A 16,019-nucleotide genomic window follows, 5' to 3' on the forward strand; every position below is an offset into this window, starting at 1 on the left:
CCCCGCGCGCCCCGAGCCCCCCGCGCCCGGCCTCGCGCGCCGCGACCCCGGCCCGGCCCCAGGACCCGCCCGGTCCCGTCCCGCGCGCGGCGCGCCCGGCGGCCTCGGCCCGCGGGTCGTTCCGAGGCGTGTCCGGGCCTCCCCCGTCCGCGACTTGGGCGGTTTCCGGCGCCGCCCGGGACGACCGGATTCGGGGTCGGCAGGGGCCGCCCCCCGGGGGTAAGTTCAGGAAGCCCGGCCGGCACACCACAGCCAGGAGGAGTCCATCGTGAACGATTGGCGGATCTACCGTGGGGCCGGGCATCCGCACGACGAGATACGGCGTCTGCCCGCCCCGCCGCCCTGGCGCGACTTCTCGACGGGCGGCGCCGACGACACCCTGGCCGGCTCCGACCGGCGGCTCGGCGTCAAGCGCCGACTCGTCCAGAACCACCACCCCCGGCCCGAAGAGACCGACGCCGTCAACGCCGCCCTGTACCTGCGGCGGCCGCTCCTGGTCACCGGCAACCCCGGCACCGGCAAGTCCACGCTCGCGCACGCAGTCGCCCACGAACTGCGCCTCGGCCGCGTGCTGCGCTGGCCCATCGTCAGCCGCTCCACCCTCCAGGACGGCCTCTACCGGTACGACGCCATCGGCCGCCTCCAGGACGTCCAGCTGGAGCGCGCCCAGACCGGTGCGCCCGGCTCCGCCGCCGCGGCCCCGGCCGGCATCGGCTCGTACATCCGGCTCGGACCGCTCGGCACCGCGCTGCTCCCCTCCGAGCAGCCCCGCGTGCTGCTCATCGACGAGCTCGACAAGAGCGACCTCGACCTGCCCAACGACCTCCTGAACGCCCTGGAGGAGGGCGAGTTCGCCATCCCGGAGCTGGAGCGGCTCGCCGACCGGGAGCCCGTCGTCGAGGTGCTCAGCGACGACGGCCGCAAGGTCCCGGTGTACGGCGGCCGGGTCCGCTGCACCACCTTCCCCTTCATCGTGCTCACCTCCAACGGCGAACGGGACTTCCCCGCCGCCCTGTTGCGCCGCTGCATCCGCCTGGAGCTCGAACCGCCCGGCGAGGAGCAGCTCGGCGCCATGATCGAGGCCCATCTCGGCACCGACGCCGCCGCGGGCGACGGCGAACAGGGGCTCGTCCAGCGCTTCCTGAACCGTGAGCCCGGCGAGGTGATCGCCACCGACCAGCTGCTCAACGCGCTCTACCTCACCCAGCACGCCTCCCGCGCCGAGCGGGTCACCAGGGAACGCATCGCGGACCTGCTCATGCAGCCGCTCGATCAGCCGAGGTGATGACCGGATGCACCGGACGCACCGGATGCCTCTGGAGGAGCTGACCCGCAGACTGCGGGCGGGCGGGGTGGACCCGTCCGCCGAGGCGGTCGCGGACGCGCTCTGGCTGTCCCAGTGGCTGCCGGAACCGGAGACCCCCGATCCGGAGCCGCCGCCCCACGGGGCCGGAAGCGCGGACGAGGGGAGCACGGAGACCGCCGGGCCCACCGACGAGGGGCGAGATCCGGCCAATCGTACGGAGGCGTCTCCGCGTACGCCCGAGCGCACGCCCCCGCGTGGAGGACGCGAGTCCGTCGGCCTCCACATGGAGACCGGAGCCGCCCCGGCGGACGGAGTACGCGCCCGCGTGGGCCGGGGTACGAGACGGGGCGCGGCCCTGCCCGTCCGCGCGCCCGGCGCCAACGCCCTGCCCGGACTCCTCGGCCTCCAGAAGGCCCTGCGCCCGCTGCGGGGGTACGCGCCCGCCCCGCCGCGCCCCGGCGAGGGCCCCCTCGACGAGGAGGCCACGGCCGAACGCAGCGCCGCCGCGGGCATCCTGACGCCCGTCCTGCGGCCCGCCGCCGGCCGCCGCCCCGACATCCAGCTCCTCATGGACACCGGCCCCGCCATGGTCGTCTGGGACCGCATGGTCGAGGAGCTCCGCCAGGCCTGCCAGCAGTCAGGCGCCTTCCGCGACGTCCAGGTCCACCGGCTGTACGACACCGGCGAAGGACCGCCGCTCGTCACCACCACCTCCGGCACCGACGGCAGACCGCGACTCCGCCCCGTCGACCAGCTCCACGACCCCACCGGCCGCCGCCTCACCCTCGTCGTCAGCGACTGCGTCGGCCCCCTGTGGCAGCGCGGCGCCGCGCAGCGCTTCCTGCGCGACTGGCCGCGCCACTCACCGCTCGCCCTCGTCCAGCCGCTGCCGCCACGCCTCTGGCCGCGCACCGCCCTCCCCGCCGAACCGGGCACCTTCCAGCGCTCCGCGGCCCCCAGGGGTCCCGCCGTCTTCCGCTCCGACGACGAACCCTGGGCCGCCCTCGATCCGGCGCGGCGGGCCGTGCCCGTGCTCACCCCCACCCCCGAGGCCTTCGCCTCCTGGGCCCGGCTCCACACCGGCCACGGCGGCGACACCGTCCGCGGCTGGGCGGCCTGGCTCGCCCCCGAGCCGCCACGGCCGCAGGCACCCCGCACGCCCAGGGCCCCGCGCGCCGACGAGGAAGTCCTGCACGCCTTCCGGGCCGGCGCCTCGCCCGGCGCGCTCCGGCTCGCCGTCCACCTGGCGGCCGCCCCGCTCACCCTCCCCGTCATGCAGCTCGTCCAGCGCGCGATGCTGCCCGACACCGGGCCCATGGAGCTGGCCGAGGTGCTGCTCAGCGGACTCCTCCGCCGGCTGCCCGGCCCCGCCCCGTACCCCTGCTTCAGCTACCCGCCCGGCATCCAGCAGCTGCTCCTCGGCTCGCTCGATCCCGGCGCCGCCGCCCTCGTCCTCAAGCACTGCTCGGCCTATGTGGAGCGGAACTTCGGCCAGGGCATGCGCAACTTCCCGGCGCTCGCCGCCGCCCGCCTCGCCGGCCACGGCGCCGACGGCGAGGGCGGGCCCGGCCTCGCCGCCCCGCCCGACGACACCGACGACCCCACCGGCCCCGAGGGCGCCGAGGCGGAGCTGTTCGCCCGCATCCCCGCGCGCGTGCTCCGCTTCTACCACCCCGACCTCGTCACCCCCGACCCCCTCACCGAGGCCCGCCGCCTCCTCGAACAGGGCCGCGCCCAGTCCGACCCCGCCCTCCTCGCCGCCGCCCGCGAGCGCGCCGAGGAGGCGCTCCCCGCCGCGCCCGTCGCGGCCCGGATCCTCCTCGGCCGCATCCTGTACGCGGAGGCGGGCACCGGCGCCGCCCGGCGCGCGGGCCGCCGCCACGAGCTCCTCACCCGGGCCGCCGACACCCTCGTCCACGCCGGGGAGCTGGCCCGGACCGGAGACGAGCACTGGGCCGAGGCCCGTCTCGAACGGGCCGCCGTCCATCACGCCCTGTGGCAGGAGACCGCGGACCCCGGGCAGCTCGACGCCGCCCTCGCCGTGCTCGCCGGGGACGCCGGCCAGTGGCCACCGGCCGCCCGGCCCACCCTGCACCTGCGCCGGGGACGGCTGCTCCTCGCGCGCGGTGACGGCGCCGCGGCCGCCGAGGAGCTCACCACCGCCCTCGCCCTCGGGGAGAGCGCCGCCGCCCTGCTCGACCTCGCCGACGCCCTCCACCTCGCCGAGGCGGGAGCGGACCGCGTCGCCCCCGTCCTCGACCGCGCGCAGGCCCTCCTCGGCGACGGCCGCGCCCTGAGGTTGCGTCACACCGCCGCACGGGCCCGCCTGCACGACACGGCGGGCGACGGCACGGCGGCGGACGAGGCGTACGAGGAGGCCACCCTGCTCGCCCCCGTCGAGAACGGGCAGCGCGGCCGGCTGCTGCTCACCTGGGGCGCCTCGCTGCTGCGCCGTGCCGCCGCCGGCACCGGGACCCGGCCGGTCGACCGGGCCGAGTCCGTGCTGCGCGAGGCCCTCACCTGCCTCCCCGCCGGAGCAGCCGACCGCGAGCGGGCCCGGATCCTCATCGGCAGCGTCCTCGCCCTGCGCTTCGACCGCGCGGGCTTCCTGCCGGACCTGTACGAGAGCCGCCATCTCCTCGACGAGGCCCTCCGCGCCACCCGCGACCCGGCGACCCGGGCCGAGGTCTGGCTGCAGCTCGGCTGGGTGCAGCTCCAGTTGAGCGAGGCGGCGCGGGACGGGCAGCTGGTCGGGGCCCTCACCGCCTTCCGGCGCGCCGCCGAGGAGGCCCGCGCCGCCCGCGGCGACACCCCGGGCACGGTCACCCTGGCGCGGGCGCTCCATGCCCAGGGGGCGGTGCTGTTCCTGATGGGCCAGGTCGGCCACGCCGCGACTGTTCTGGAGGAGGCCGCCGAGCAGTGGCGGCGCCTCGACGGCATGCTGGTGCCGGTCGACTGGGCGGACGTGCAGCGGACCAGGGCCCTGCTCGCCGAGGTCGGCGCCGACCCCCGGCCACGGCCGGACCTCCTCTCCCGCGAGGAGCGGCGCCGGATCGCGCCGCCCTGGTGGGCATGGCGCGAAGGGGAAGCGGAACGGCTTGATAACGGGGGCGCGCATGGGCGCAGTTGAGTCGAACGGGTTTCTGCCTTTCGGACGTCGGGAAGAACCGCTCCGCCGCTACGACCGTGGGGGGCAAGGGCCGGTGAGGAGGAGCCGACGGTGTTGGAGCACACGAAGCGGGTCGCAGGCGTCGACCGGGTCGGGGGACGGCCCCGGCGTCTGCCCGATCTCACCGGCGTGGACCTGCGGACCCTGCGCTTCATGGACGATCCCGACCTGGCGGCGGCCGTCGAGCGGGTGCTCTGGCACCCGCAGGAGCTGGCCGACTCCTGGACGGAGGGCGCCGGGACCGAGGTCCACGGCTGACCGCCGACACGCGGGGCCCGCCGACCGACCGTTTCCGGCCAGATGCGCACCGCCCGTCGGCCGGGGGAGGCGGGAGTGAACGCCGCCTCCCTGCCCGCATCCGTCTTCGTCCAACTGGCCCGGATCAGCCCCGCTCCGGCCGGGCTCGCCCTGCTGCGGTCCGCCCTGCACGCCCGGCGGCTGCTGCTGTTCAAGGCGCTCCTGGTCCGGGTCCACCGGCAGCGGGCGTCCGTCGGACCGGGCGCGCTCGACCGGTTCGAGCGCGCCTGGGGTCTGCTCGAACGGGTCGAGCGAAACCATCCCGCCGTGGTCCGGGACGTCCTCGACTACCCGACCACCGGGGCCTGGCTGGCGGGCGCGCTCACCGAGCCCGCCGGACCTGCCTTCGACCGGCTGCTCGGCCACCTCGACCACCTCGCGGTCACCGCCGCCCTGCGCGGCGGCGGCCCGCTCGACGTGACCGTGGAGACCCCGGACGGCCTGCTCCCGCTGCCCGGCGTGGGCCGGCTGCGGGTGGCCGCCGACCGGGTCCGGATCAGCACCGAAGAGCGGACCGCACGGTTCCATCCGGACGGCTCCCGCCATGCCGCGCCCGCCGTCCTGACCACGACCGGCCGGGGCCGCGGTCTCCTCACCGGCCGCGGGTCCGGCTGGAGCGCGATCCGCACGCTGCCCCACAGCGCCACGTGCCTGGACGACCTCGATCCGTACCGGGTGCCGCCGGGAGCGGGCGGTGGCATGGCGGTCATCGCGGCCGATCCCGCCGAGACCGACCACGCCGCCTGGTCCGTCCTCTGGCGCGCCGCCCAGGACCTCCTCGTCCGTACGGACCCCGGCCGGGCCGCCGAGGTGGCCCGGGGCGTCCGCGCGGTCGTCCCGGTCCTTCCGCACGGTCCCCGGCATCTGGGCGGCACCCTGAGCGCCGCCCCCGGAGCCGTACTCACCTCGCTGCCCGAGGGAGCCCCGGGGATGGCCGAGACGCTCGTGCACGAGCTGCACCACAGCAAACTGGCGACGCTCCATGAACTCGTGCCGCTGTACGGCCCGGGGCGGGACGCCGTGCACCGGGTCGGCTGGCGGCCGGACCCGCGTCCCGTCGCCGGCGTGCTGCACGGCGCCTACGCGCATCTGGCCCTGGCCGATCTGTGGCGGCGCGTGGCCACCACCGACGGGGTGCCGACGGCCTGGAGGACCGCTGCCGGGCAACAGTTCGACGACATCCACGATCAGGTGGGCGCGGCGCTGCCGATCCTGTTTGAATCCGATGAACTGACCAAGGACGGGCGGGAGTTCGTGCATCACATGAGGCGACATCACGTGAGCCTCGGCGCGACTCCCCTCGTCGCTGGGTAACACTGTGCCCACGGCACATGACACTGCGTTGCGCGGAAGCGGGACGGGAGACGCGACAGATGGCGGAACAGCGGTCGGGCGGTACGGCGGACCACGGGGCCGGAAGAGCGCCGGAACACGTCCTCGTGGTCTTCCCCGGCTATCACCGCCCGTGGGCGACCTGGATCAACCAACGGCTCGACGCGTACGGGGTGCGCGCGAGCCAGCAGCGCTGGGACCCGCCCCGCGAGGTGCCCCTGGAGGACTCGCTCGGCGACCTGCTGCTCGCCCGCGGCCAGGTGCTGCTCGTCCTGGACGACTGGTTCTTCCAGCTCGGCCCGCGCCCGGCCGGCGAATGGAACGACGCGCTGCGCGGCTTCGTCGCCGCCAACGCCGACCGGTTCGCCGCGGTCAACCTCACCAACCGGACCCTGCTCCCGGCCACCGCCGTCCTCGAACCGGTCAGCCTGTGGGGCGTCGGCGAGGAGGAGGCCGAAGCCCGGCTGCTCAGCCGGCTCGGCATCGAGCCCCGCCGTGCCACCGGCCGCCGGCTGCCCGCCGGGGCACTCGTCCGCTTCCCGGACACCCCTCCCGAGATCTGGGGCGAGATCCCGCGCCGCAACCCGCGTTTCACCGGCCGGGACGACCTGCTCACCGAACTCCAGGAACGGCTCATGGACGCCGAGCGCGGCAGCGCCGCGTGCACCCTGCTCGGCATGTCCGGCATCGGCAAGACCCAGCTCGCCGCCGAGTACGCCCACCGCTTCAGCTCCGACTACGACGTCGTGTGGTGGGTCAGCTCCGACGACCGCAACGTGCAGCGCGACCGCTTCGGCGAGCTCGCCACCGAACTCGGCCTCCCCACCGGCAACGAACCCGGCGAACGCATCCGCGCCGTCCGCGAGGCCCTGCGCCGGGGCGACCCGCACTCCCGCTGGCTCATCGTCTTCGACGGCTGGGACGACACGGACGGCGTGAACGTCATGCTGCCGCACGGCCCCGGCCACGTCCTCGTCACCTCGCGCAACCGCGGCTGGGGCGACTACACCGACATCCTCGAAGTCCCCGGCTTCGACCGCGCCGAGTCCACCGCCTACCTGATGCGGCGCGCCCCGCACGTCACGGCGCCCGAGGCCGACGAGGTCGCCGCCGAGTTCGGGGACGTCCCGCTGCCGCTCGTCCAGGCCGCGGCCTGGCTCGGCGAGTCCCGCATGGAGGTCTCCGAGTACCTCCACATGGTCCGCGAAGGGCGGATCTCCGCCGTCGAGCCCTCCGGCGACGGCTTCCCCCAGGCGTCCCTGACCTCCTGGTCGATACTGATCAACCGGCTCCGACGCGCCCAGCCGCAGGCCATCGACGTGCTCAGCCTGTGCGCCTCCTTCGCCCCCGGCCGCATCCCGCTCGGTCTCATCCGCGCCTATCCGCAGGCGGACCTCCCCGAGGACCTGCGCTGGATGGTCACCGACCTCGCCGCCTGGTCCCGCGCCCTGGACACCCTGGTCAACTACTCGGTGCTCACCCGCGAGACCCGGGGGCCCGTCAACAACGCCGAGGTGGGGCCGCACCAGGAGTCCGTGCACATGCACCGGCTCGTCCACGACATCGTCGCCCGGCTCACCGAGGGCGACCACCGCGAAGACCACCGCAAGGCCGTCCGCACCCTGCTCGCCGAGGCCGACCCCGGCAACCCCATGGACAGCCGGCACTGGCCCCGTTACGCGGAACTCCTGCCGCATCTGGAGCCCTCCGGAGCACTCCTCAGCCGCAACCCGCGCGTCCAGACCGCCGTGCTCAACTGCCTGCGCTACTGCTTCCGCAGCGGCGAGTTCAAGGCCGGCGTCCAGCTCGCCGAGAAGATCCGGGCCAACTGGTCCACCTTCATGGACCCGCTGGACCAGCCCATGCTCGACCTGACCACCCAGCAGGGCAACATCCTGCGCTCCTTCGGGCGCTTCCGCGACGCGTACGACCTCGACCTCGCCCAGCGCGACCGCCTTGCCGCCGCACAGCCCCCCAACGAACTCGGCACGCTGCTCTCCAACAACGCCATCTGCAGCGACCTGCGTTTCCTCGGCCAGTACAAGGAGTCGGAGAAGCTCCAGCGCCAGGTGCTCGCCGACGCCGAACGCCTCCTGGGCGAGAGCGAGTTCTCCACCCTCGTCGCCCGGCACAACCTCGGCGTCACCCTGCGCCAGCTGGGCCGCTTCCGCGAGGCGTTCGAGTCGGACGCCGAGACCCTCGCCCGCAGCGAGCGGGTGCTCGGCAAACGCCACTCCCACACCCTCAACTCCAGCAACGCCCTCGTGCACGACCTGCGTATGCTCGGCCAGTACCGCGAAGCCCTCGCCCGCCAGGAGTCCAACGTCCTGCGCCATGTGCAGGTGCTCGGCCCCCAGCACCTCCAGACCCTCTACGCCCGCACCCAGCTCGCCCTGTGCCGGCGCCGCGAGGGCGGCTTCCAGCAGGATCTCGGCGCCACCATGGCCACTCTGCTCGACCAGCTGGAGCAGGTCCACGGCCGCACCCACTACATCACGCTCACCTCCCTCAACAACTACGCCAACTTCCTGCGCGAGCACGGCGACCTCGACCAAGCCCGCGAGCTCAGCCACGAGGCCGAGGCCGGCTACCGCGCCCTCCTCGGCCCCGCCCACCCGGTCGCCACCGGCGTCCTCGCCAACACCGCCCTCGTCCTCCAGGCGTCGGGCGAACGCGCGGACGCCCTCGCCATCCTGGAGGCCGCGCTCGCCGGACTGGCCTCCTCGCTCGGCTCCGACCACCCCTGGGTGCTGGGCTGCGCGCTCAACGCCAGTGCCGCCCGCAACTTCAACGGACGGGTGCACGACGCCGCCGAGCTCAGCCGGGACACCCTGCGCCGCGCCCGGCACACCCTCGGCAACGAGCATCCGCTCACCCTGTCGAGCCAGGTGGCCCTCGCCACCGACCTGCGCGGCCTCAGGGAGAACGAGGAGGCGAGCAAGCTGGAGGAGGACGCCCTGCTCACCCTCACCCGCACCCTGGGCGCCCAGCACCCGCACACCCTGTCGGCGCGCCAGCGCAACCGGCCCTACTGGGACTTCGAGGCCAACCTGGGCTGACAGCCCGTACGCGCAGGGAAACGCCGGAGGCCCGGCACCCCGAGGGGGGTGCCGGGCCTCCTTCCGTACGCGTACGGAGTGGTCGATCAGGCGTCGAAGACCTCGTTGACCAGCTGCTGCTGCTCCGCCTGGTGGCGCTTGGCCGAGCCGACCGCCGGGGAGGAGGAGTGCGGACGCGAGATCCGGCGCAGGCGCTCGCCCGCCGGGATGTCCGCACCGACCGCCAGGTCCAGGTGGTCGATCAGGTTGAGCGCGATGAACGGCCAGGCACCCTGGTTCGCCGGCTCCTCCTGCGCCCAGATGTACTTCGCGGCGTTCGGGTACTTGGCGATCTCGGCCTGCAGCTCGGCACCCGGCAGCGGGTACAGGCGCTCCAGACGGATGATCGCGGTCTCCGTGTCACCGCGCTTCTGACGCTCGGCCTCCAGGTCGTAGTAGACCTTGCCGGCGCAGAAGACGACCTTGCGGACGTTCGCCGGGTCGACCGTGGTGTCGCCGATCACCGGGCGGAAGCCGCCGGTGGTGAACTCCTCCACCTTGGACGCCGCGGCCTTCAGACGCAGCATCGACTTCGGGGTGAAGACGATGAGCGGCTTGTGGTGCGGGTTGTGCACCTGCCAGCGCAGGAGGTGGAAGTAGTTCGACGGCAGCGTCGGCATGGCGACCGTCATGTTGTCCTGGGCGCACATCTGGAGGAAGCGCTCCGGGCGCGCGGACGAGTGGTCCGGGCCCTGGCCCTCGTAGCCGTGCGGCAGGAGCAGCGTGACGCCGGAGGTCTGGCCCCACTTCTGCTCGGCCGAGGAGATGAACTCGTCGACGACGGTCTGCGCGCCGTTGACGAAGTCACCGAACTGGGCCTCCCAGATGACCAGGGAGTCCGGGCGGGCCAGCGAGTAGCCGTACTCGAAGCCCATCGCCGCGTACTCGCTGAGCAGCGAGTCGTAGACGTTGTAGTGGGCCTGGTCCTCGGCCAGGTAGAGCAGCGGGGTGTAGTCCTCGCCGGTCTCCTGGTCGACCAGGACCGCGTGGCGCTGGCCGAAGGTGCCGCGGCGGGAGTCCTGACCCGACAGGCGGACCGGGGTGCCCTCCATCAGCAGGGAGCCGATGGCGAGGGTCTCGCCGAAGCCCCAGTCGATGGTGCCGTCGTCGATCGAGGCGGCACGGCGCTGCATCTGCGGGAGCAGACGCGGGTGGACCGTGACGCGCTCCGGGATGCTGACCTGCGACTCGGCGATCCGCTTCACGACCTCCTGGGAGACCGCGGTGGTGACGCCGACCGGGAACTCGGCCTGGGCGTCCGGCACGGTCGTCGCCGAGGGGGCGGCGGTGGCCTCGCGGACCTCCGCGAACACCTTCTCCAGCTGGCCCTGGAAGTCCTGGAGCGCCTGCTCCGCCTCTTCGAGGGTGATGTCGCCGCGACCGATGAGCGACTCGGTGTACAGCTTGCGCACCGAACGCTTCTTGTCGATCAGGTTGTACATCTGCGGGTTGGTGAACTGCGGGTTGTCGCCCTCGTTGTGACCGCGGCGGCGGTAGCAGATGAGGTCGATCACGACGTCCTTGTTGAACGTCTGGCGGAACTCGAAGGCGAGCCGCGCGACGCGGACCACGGCCTCCGGGTCGTCGCCGTTCACGTGGAAGATCGGCGCCTCGATCATGCGGGCCACGTCGGTCGCGTACATCGAGGAACGCGAGGACTCCGGGGCGGCGGTGAAGCCGACCTGGTTGTTGATGACGATGTGGACCGTGCCGCCGGTGCGGTAGCCCCGCAGCTGCGACATGTTCAGCGTCTCGGCGACGACACCCTGGCCGGCGAAGGCCGCGTCGCCGTGGAGGGCGACGGGCAGGACGGTGAAGTCCGTGCCGCCCTTGTTGATGACGTCCTGCTTGGCGCGGACGATGCCTTCCAGGACCGGGTCGACCGCCTCCAGGTGGGAGGGGTTGGCGGCCAGGGAGACCTTGATCTGCTCGCCGTCGAGGCCCGTGAAGGTGCCCTCGGCGCCCAGGTGGTACTTGACGTCGCCGGAGCCGTGCATCGACTTCGGGTCGAGGTTGCCCTCGAACTCGCGGAAGATCTGCGCGTACGACTTGCCGACGATGTTCGCCAGGACGTTCAGGCGGCCGCGGTGGGCCATGCCGATGACGACCTCGTCGAGGCGCGACTCGGCGGCCGAGTCGATGACCGCGTCGAGCAGCGGGATGACGGACTCGCCGCCCTCCAGGGAGAAGCGCTTCTGGCCGACGTACTTCGTCTGCAGGAAGGTCTCGAAGGCCTCCGCCGCGTTCAGCCGGCGCAGGATCCGCAGCTGCTCCTCGCGCTCCACGCGGGAGTGCGGGCGCTCCACGCGGTCCTGGATCCACTTGCGCTGCTTCGGGTCCTGGATGTGCATGAACTCGACGCCGGTGGTGCGGCAGTACGAGTCGCGGAGCACGCCGAGGATGTCGCGGAGCTTCATCATCGACTTGCCGGCGAAGCCGCCGACCGCGAACTCGCGCTCCAGGTCCCACAGGGTGAGGCCGTGCTCGGTGATGTCCAGGTCGGGGTGCTTGCGCTGCTTGTACTCCAGCGGGTCGGTGTCGGCCATGACGTGGCCGCGGACCCGGTAGGAGTGGATCAGCTCGAAGACGCGCGCGGCCTTGGTGACGTCGTCGTCGTGCGAGGCGTCGATGTCCTTGAGCCAGCGGACCGGCTCGTAGGGGATGCGCAGGGCCTTGAAGATCTCGTCGTAGAAGCCCTCCTCGCCGAGGAGGTAGTTCGCGACGACGCGCAGGAACTCGCCGGAGGCGGCGCCCTGGATGACGCGGTGGTCGTACGTCGAGGTCAGGGTCATGACCTTGGAGATGCCCAGCTTGTTCAGGGTGTCCTGCGAGGTGCCCTGGAACTCGGCCGGGTAGTCCATCGAGCCGACGCCCATGATGACCGACTGACCGGGCATCAGACGCGGCACGGAGTGGACGGTGCCGAGGCCACCGGGGTTGGTCAGGGAGACCGTGACGCCGGTGAAGTCCTCCATCGTCAGCTTGCCCACGCGGGCGCGCTTGACGATGTCCTCGTAGGCCTGCCAGAACTCGAAGAAGTTGAGCGTCTCGGCCTTCTTGATGCCCGCGACGACGAGCTGGCGGTCGCCGTTCGGCTTCACCAGGTCGATCGCGAGGCCGAAGTTCACGTGCTCCGGCTTGACCAGGGTCGGCTTGCCGTCCTTCTCCGCGAAGGAGTGGTTCATCGACGGCATGGCCTTGATCGCCTGCACCATCGCGTAGCCGATGAGGTGCGTGAAGGAGATCTTCCCGCCCCGGGCGCGCTTCAGGTGGTTGTTGATCACGATCCGGTTGTCGAAGAGCAGCTTCACCGGGACGGCGCGGACGGACGTGGCCGTCGGCACCTCCAGGGAGGCGTTCATGTTCTTCGCGACCGCGGCGGCGGGGCCGCGCAGCGTGATCAGCTCGGGCCCGGCGGGGGCCTCGGTGGCCTCCTTGGCCTTCACCGGCGCCGGAGCGGCGGCGGCGGGCTTCGGGGCGGCCGGCGCGGGGGCCGCGGCCGGCTTCACGGGAGCCGGGGCCGCGACCGGGGCGGGCGCGGGAGCCGGAACGGCCGCCGGAGCCGAAGGCGCGGCCTGTGCGGGGCCCGCCTGCGGCGCGACGGGCGCGCTCTGAGTGGTGGCGGCCGGGGCGGCCGGGGTCTCCGACGCTCCGGGCTTGTAGTCGGCGAAGAAGTCCCACCAGGCACGATCGACTGAATTCGGGTCCTGGAGGTACTGCTGGTAGATCTCGTCGACGAGCCACTCATTGGCACCGAAGGCGGCTGCGGGGCTCACGCCCTGCCCGTCTTGGTGGGCCGGGGAGCTCGGGGTACTGGGGGACTGAGACGACACGGCGGCAACCGCCCTCTTCCGCTTCGCAAGGTGATGGACAGCGGAAATAAAGGCTACGCCTGTCCGGCCGAGAGGTGCAGGCCAGGCACTCCAACGTTGCGCAAGTCACACTTGACAGCGTGTTTCGATGCCATGAATGGCGGGAAACAAGCGTGGTTCCGCATGTGTGAGGGTACGGAAAAGCGCGAGCGCGGCCAGGTTCGGCCGCACCCCTGATCAGGTCCTGCCCACGTAGACGCAGGTGCGCTCACGTTGACGCAGGTCCCGCTCACGTACACGCAGAACGTGCGCTTCCGGTTCGAACCCTACGTCAATCCCGCAGGGGAAGGCTGCCCGGAAGAGTGACTCTGATGCGGCATCCACGTGACGATTCGGCCACCCCGATCCCGCCGCCGTGCAGATCCACCGCCCAGCGGGCGATCGCGAGCCCGAGACCGGTGCCGCCGTCGCTGCCCGGCCCCTGCCGGTCCGGGGTCGAGCCCCGGTTGAACCGCTCGAAGACCTTGTGCCGCTCCGACTCCGGAATGCCCGGACCCTCGTCCTCGACCTCCAGCTCCAGCGAGTCGGGATACGGGCCGCGCCGGGCCCGGACGGTGACCCGGCCGTGCGGCGGGGAGTGCTTCACCGCGTTGTCGATCAGGTTCGCCATCACCTGGTGCAGCCGCTCCGCGTCCGCGTGCGCGACCAGCTCGGGCGGCGACACGTCCAGGTGCAGATGCACGTCCGTACGCCGGTGCAGGCCCGAGGTGGACGAGAGGCCCCGCTGGGACGCGGCCAGGTTCGCCTCCCGCAGCACCCCCGACAGATAGGGCCAGACCTCGAAACGGCTCGCCCGGAGCGTGACGACACCGTTGTCAAGACGTGACAGGTCGAGCAGGGTCTCCACCAGCCGGCCGAGCCGCTCCGTCTGCTTCAGCGCCGACCGCATCGTCTCCGGATCGGCCTCGGACACCCCGTCCACGACGTTCTCCAGGACGGCCCGCAGCGCCGCGATCGGCGTGCGCAGCTCGTGCGAGACATTGGCCACCAGCTCCTTGCGGTGCCGGTCGACGGCCTCCAGGTCGTCCGCCATCCGGTTGATCGTCGACGCGAGGTCGCCCAGCTCGTCCCGCCGGTCCGCGCCCCGCACCCGCCGGCTGAAGTCGCCGCGCGAGATCGACCCGGCCACCGTGTTCATCTCGTCGAGCGGCGCCGTCAGGGACTGCGCCACGAACTGGGTGATCAGCAGGGTCGCGATCATCGCGAAGATCGTGATGTACCGGAACTCCGTGGACGTGCGGATCGCGACCAGGGCCAGGCAGGAGGTCAGCAGGACCGCCCCCACGACCAGGGCGCCCAGCTTGGTCTTGATCGAGATCACGATCCGACGGGGCCCGTTGGGTCCCCGTCCCCCGTGCGGCCTCCCGGGCACCGGCCGGCTCACGGCGCCGGGGTCTCCAGCGCGTAACCGACGCCGTGGACCGTGCGGATCCGCTCGGCTCCGATCTTCCGGCGCAGCGCCTTGATGTGGCTGTCCACGGTCCGGGTGCCCGAGGCGTCCGCCCAGTCCCACACCTCGGCGAGCAGCTGCTCGCGGGAGAGGACCGCCCGCGGGGTGCTCGCCAGGCAGACGAGCAGGTCGAACTCGGTCGGGGTCAGGTGCACGTCCTCCGCGCGGACCCGGACCCGGCGCTGCGCGTGGTCGATCTCCAGCTCGCCCAGGCGCAGGATCCCGCTGCGCGGGGTGACCGCCGCGAGCGCGGCCCGCTCCACCCGGCGCAGCAGCACGTGCACCCGGGCGGCCAGCTCGCGCATCGAGAACGGCTTCGTCATGTAGTCGTCCGCGCCGACGCCGAGGCCGACCAGCATGTCGGTCTCGTCGTCGCGGGCGGTCAGCATGAGGACCGGGACGGGGCGCTGGGCCTGGACCCTGCGGCACACCTCCAGACCGTCGAAACCGGGCAGCATCACGTCCAGGACCATCAGGTCCGGCTGCCAGGCCTCGGCCGCGTCCACGGCCGCGGGGCCGTCGGTCGCGGTCTGGACGAGGAAGCCCTCGGCGCGCAGCCGCGCGGAGATCGCCTCCACGATCGTGGCGTCGTCCTCGACCACCAGGACGCGCCGCTGGGCCCCCGGAGTGGCCGCCGCACCGTGGTGAGTGGTGTGTGTCTGCTCCATTGCCCCGCCTCGTGTCGCTGATGTCGGTGCAGCAGCCTAGAGGTACCGACGGCGTCCCGGCTATCCAGGAGTTATCCGGGACGGACGGCGAGGTGGACCACGTCGGGGACGCCCCGGGCAACGGGGATCTCTTCCGTCCGTACCCCGCTGAATCCGGCATTCCGCAACGACTCTTCGAAATCGCCGGAGGGTCGCGCGGACCACACGGCGAGGATCCCGCCGGGGTTCAGCCGGGCCGCGCAGGCCGCCAAACCATCGGCCGAGTACAGGGATTCGTTGTCCTCGGTGACCGTCCAGTCGGGGCCGTTGTCGATGTCGAGACAGAGGGCGTCGTAGCTGTCCGGGGTGGTGCGGAGGTAGGCCACGAGGTCCGTGTGCAGGATCACGGTCCGCGGATCGGCGAGCGCGCTCCCGGAGATCGCGGCGAGGGGCCCCTTCCGGTGCCAGTCGATGATCGCCTCCTCACGCTCCGCGACCGCGATCCGGCCCCAGCGGGGGTCGGCGGCGGCGTGGGCGAGGGAGAAGCCGACGCCGAGGCCGCCGACGAGGACGGAGGCGCCGCTGCGGGTCCGCTCGGGGAGGGCGGCCATCGCCGCGTCGATCAGGAGCCGCTCGGAGCGCCCGTCGGAGGTGTCCATCAGGAAGGTGCCGTTGGCGATGATCTCGTAGTGCTCGGCACGGCGGCGGAGGACGACTTCTCCGTACGGCCCTTCACGGCGGTCGAGGGTGACGGGGCTGGTCATGATCACTCCGTGGCTCGTGTGCGTACGGTTCGTCCCGGCCATCCTCATGCGGCGGCGACGGCCGGGACAAACGCTTAACGAGCC

Annotated in this window: 9 protein-coding genes; 5 read left to right on the forward strand and 4 right to left on the reverse strand. The window is 73.0% G+C overall.

From position 1 onward, the window contains the following. Window positions 1-268: 268 nt before the first annotated feature. The 5 genes from AB5J54_RS26895 to fxsT all read left to right on the forward strand — a co-directional run bounded on the left by AB5J54_RS26895 (window position 269) and on the right by fxsT (window position 9,163). Window positions 269-1,285: an AAA family ATPase gene (locus AB5J54_RS26895; protein WP_369146475.1), complete on the forward strand. Its 1,017-nt coding sequence runs from the start codon at window positions 269-271 to the stop codon at window positions 1,283-1,285. A gap of 7 nt (window positions 1,286-1,292) precedes the next feature. Beyond that, window positions 1,293-4,436: an SAV_2336 N-terminal domain-related protein gene (locus tag AB5J54_RS26900; protein ID WP_369146476.1), complete on the forward strand. Its 3,144-nt coding sequence runs from the start codon at window positions 1,293-1,295 to the stop codon at window positions 4,434-4,436. Between the two features lie 90 nt (window positions 4,437-4,526). After that, window positions 4,527-4,733: a hypothetical protein gene (locus AB5J54_RS26905; protein ID WP_369146477.1), complete on the forward strand. Its 207-nt coding sequence runs from the start codon at window positions 4,527-4,529 to the stop codon at window positions 4,731-4,733. Between the two features lie 75 nt (window positions 4,734-4,808). Further along, window positions 4,809-6,086: an HEXXH motif domain-containing protein gene (locus AB5J54_RS26910; protein WP_369146478.1), complete on the forward strand. Its 1,278-nt coding sequence runs from the start codon at window positions 4,809-4,811 to the stop codon at window positions 6,084-6,086. A gap of 59 nt (window positions 6,087-6,145) precedes the next feature. Beyond that, window positions 6,146-9,163, forward strand: a complete 3,018-nt coding sequence (fxsT, locus tag AB5J54_RS26915) for an FxSxx-COOH system tetratricopeptide repeat protein (protein ID WP_369146479.1) — start codon at window positions 6,146-6,148, stop codon at window positions 9,161-9,163. A gap of 86 nt (window positions 9,164-9,249) precedes the next feature. Here the strand turns inward: fxsT and AB5J54_RS26920 are convergent, their stop codons facing one another. The 4 genes from AB5J54_RS26920 to AB5J54_RS26935 all read right to left on the reverse strand — a co-directional run bounded on the left by AB5J54_RS26920 (window position 9,250) and on the right by AB5J54_RS26935 (window position 15,935). Then, window positions 9,250-13,035 carry a multifunctional oxoglutarate decarboxylase/oxoglutarate dehydrogenase thiamine pyrophosphate-binding subunit/dihydrolipoyllysine-residue succinyltransferase subunit gene (locus AB5J54_RS26920; RefSeq protein WP_369146480.1) on the reverse strand — a complete coding sequence of 1,262 codons (3,786 nt, stop codon included), beginning with the start codon at window positions 13,033-13,035 and terminating at the stop codon, window positions 9,250-9,252. Window positions 13,036-13,345: 310 nt separating this feature from the next. Next, complete coding sequence (locus AB5J54_RS26925) at window positions 13,346-14,446, reverse strand: ATP-binding protein (RefSeq protein WP_369149467.1); 1,101 nt, start codon at window positions 14,444-14,446, stop codon at window positions 13,346-13,348. An 8-nt stretch (window positions 14,447-14,454) separates the two neighbouring features. Beyond that, window positions 14,455-15,192 (reverse strand): response regulator transcription factor, encoded by a 738-nt coding sequence (locus tag AB5J54_RS26930; protein WP_030688813.1) that lies wholly within the window; start codon window positions 15,190-15,192, stop codon window positions 14,455-14,457. A gap of 71 nt (window positions 15,193-15,263) precedes the next feature. Further along, window positions 15,264-15,935 (reverse strand): spermidine synthase, encoded by a 672-nt coding sequence (locus AB5J54_RS26935; RefSeq protein ID WP_369146481.1) that lies wholly within the window; start codon window positions 15,933-15,935, stop codon window positions 15,264-15,266. Window positions 15,936-16,019 lie beyond the last annotated feature (84 nt).

The organism is Streptomyces sp. R44 (assembly GCF_041053105.1).
GTDB lineage: Bacteria > Actinomycetota > Actinomycetes > Streptomycetales > Streptomycetaceae > Streptomyces.

Bases quoted from the DNA above. Each gene is read 5' to 3' on its own strand.
- AB5J54_RS26935 (WP_369146481.1), bottom strand. From the start codon at position 15,935: ATGACCAGCCCCGTCACCCTCGACCGCCGTGAAGGGCCGTACGGAGAA.
- AB5J54_RS26900 (WP_369146476.1), top strand. From the start codon at position 1,293: ATGCACCGGACGCACCGGATGCCTCTGGAGGAGCTGACCCGCAGACTG.
- AB5J54_RS26930 (WP_030688813.1), bottom strand. From the start codon at position 15,192: ATGGAGCAGACACACACCACTCACCACGGTGCGGCGGCCACTCCGGGG.
- fxsT (WP_369146479.1), top strand. From the start codon at position 6,146: ATGGCGGAACAGCGGTCGGGCGGTACGGCGGACCACGGGGCCGGAAGA.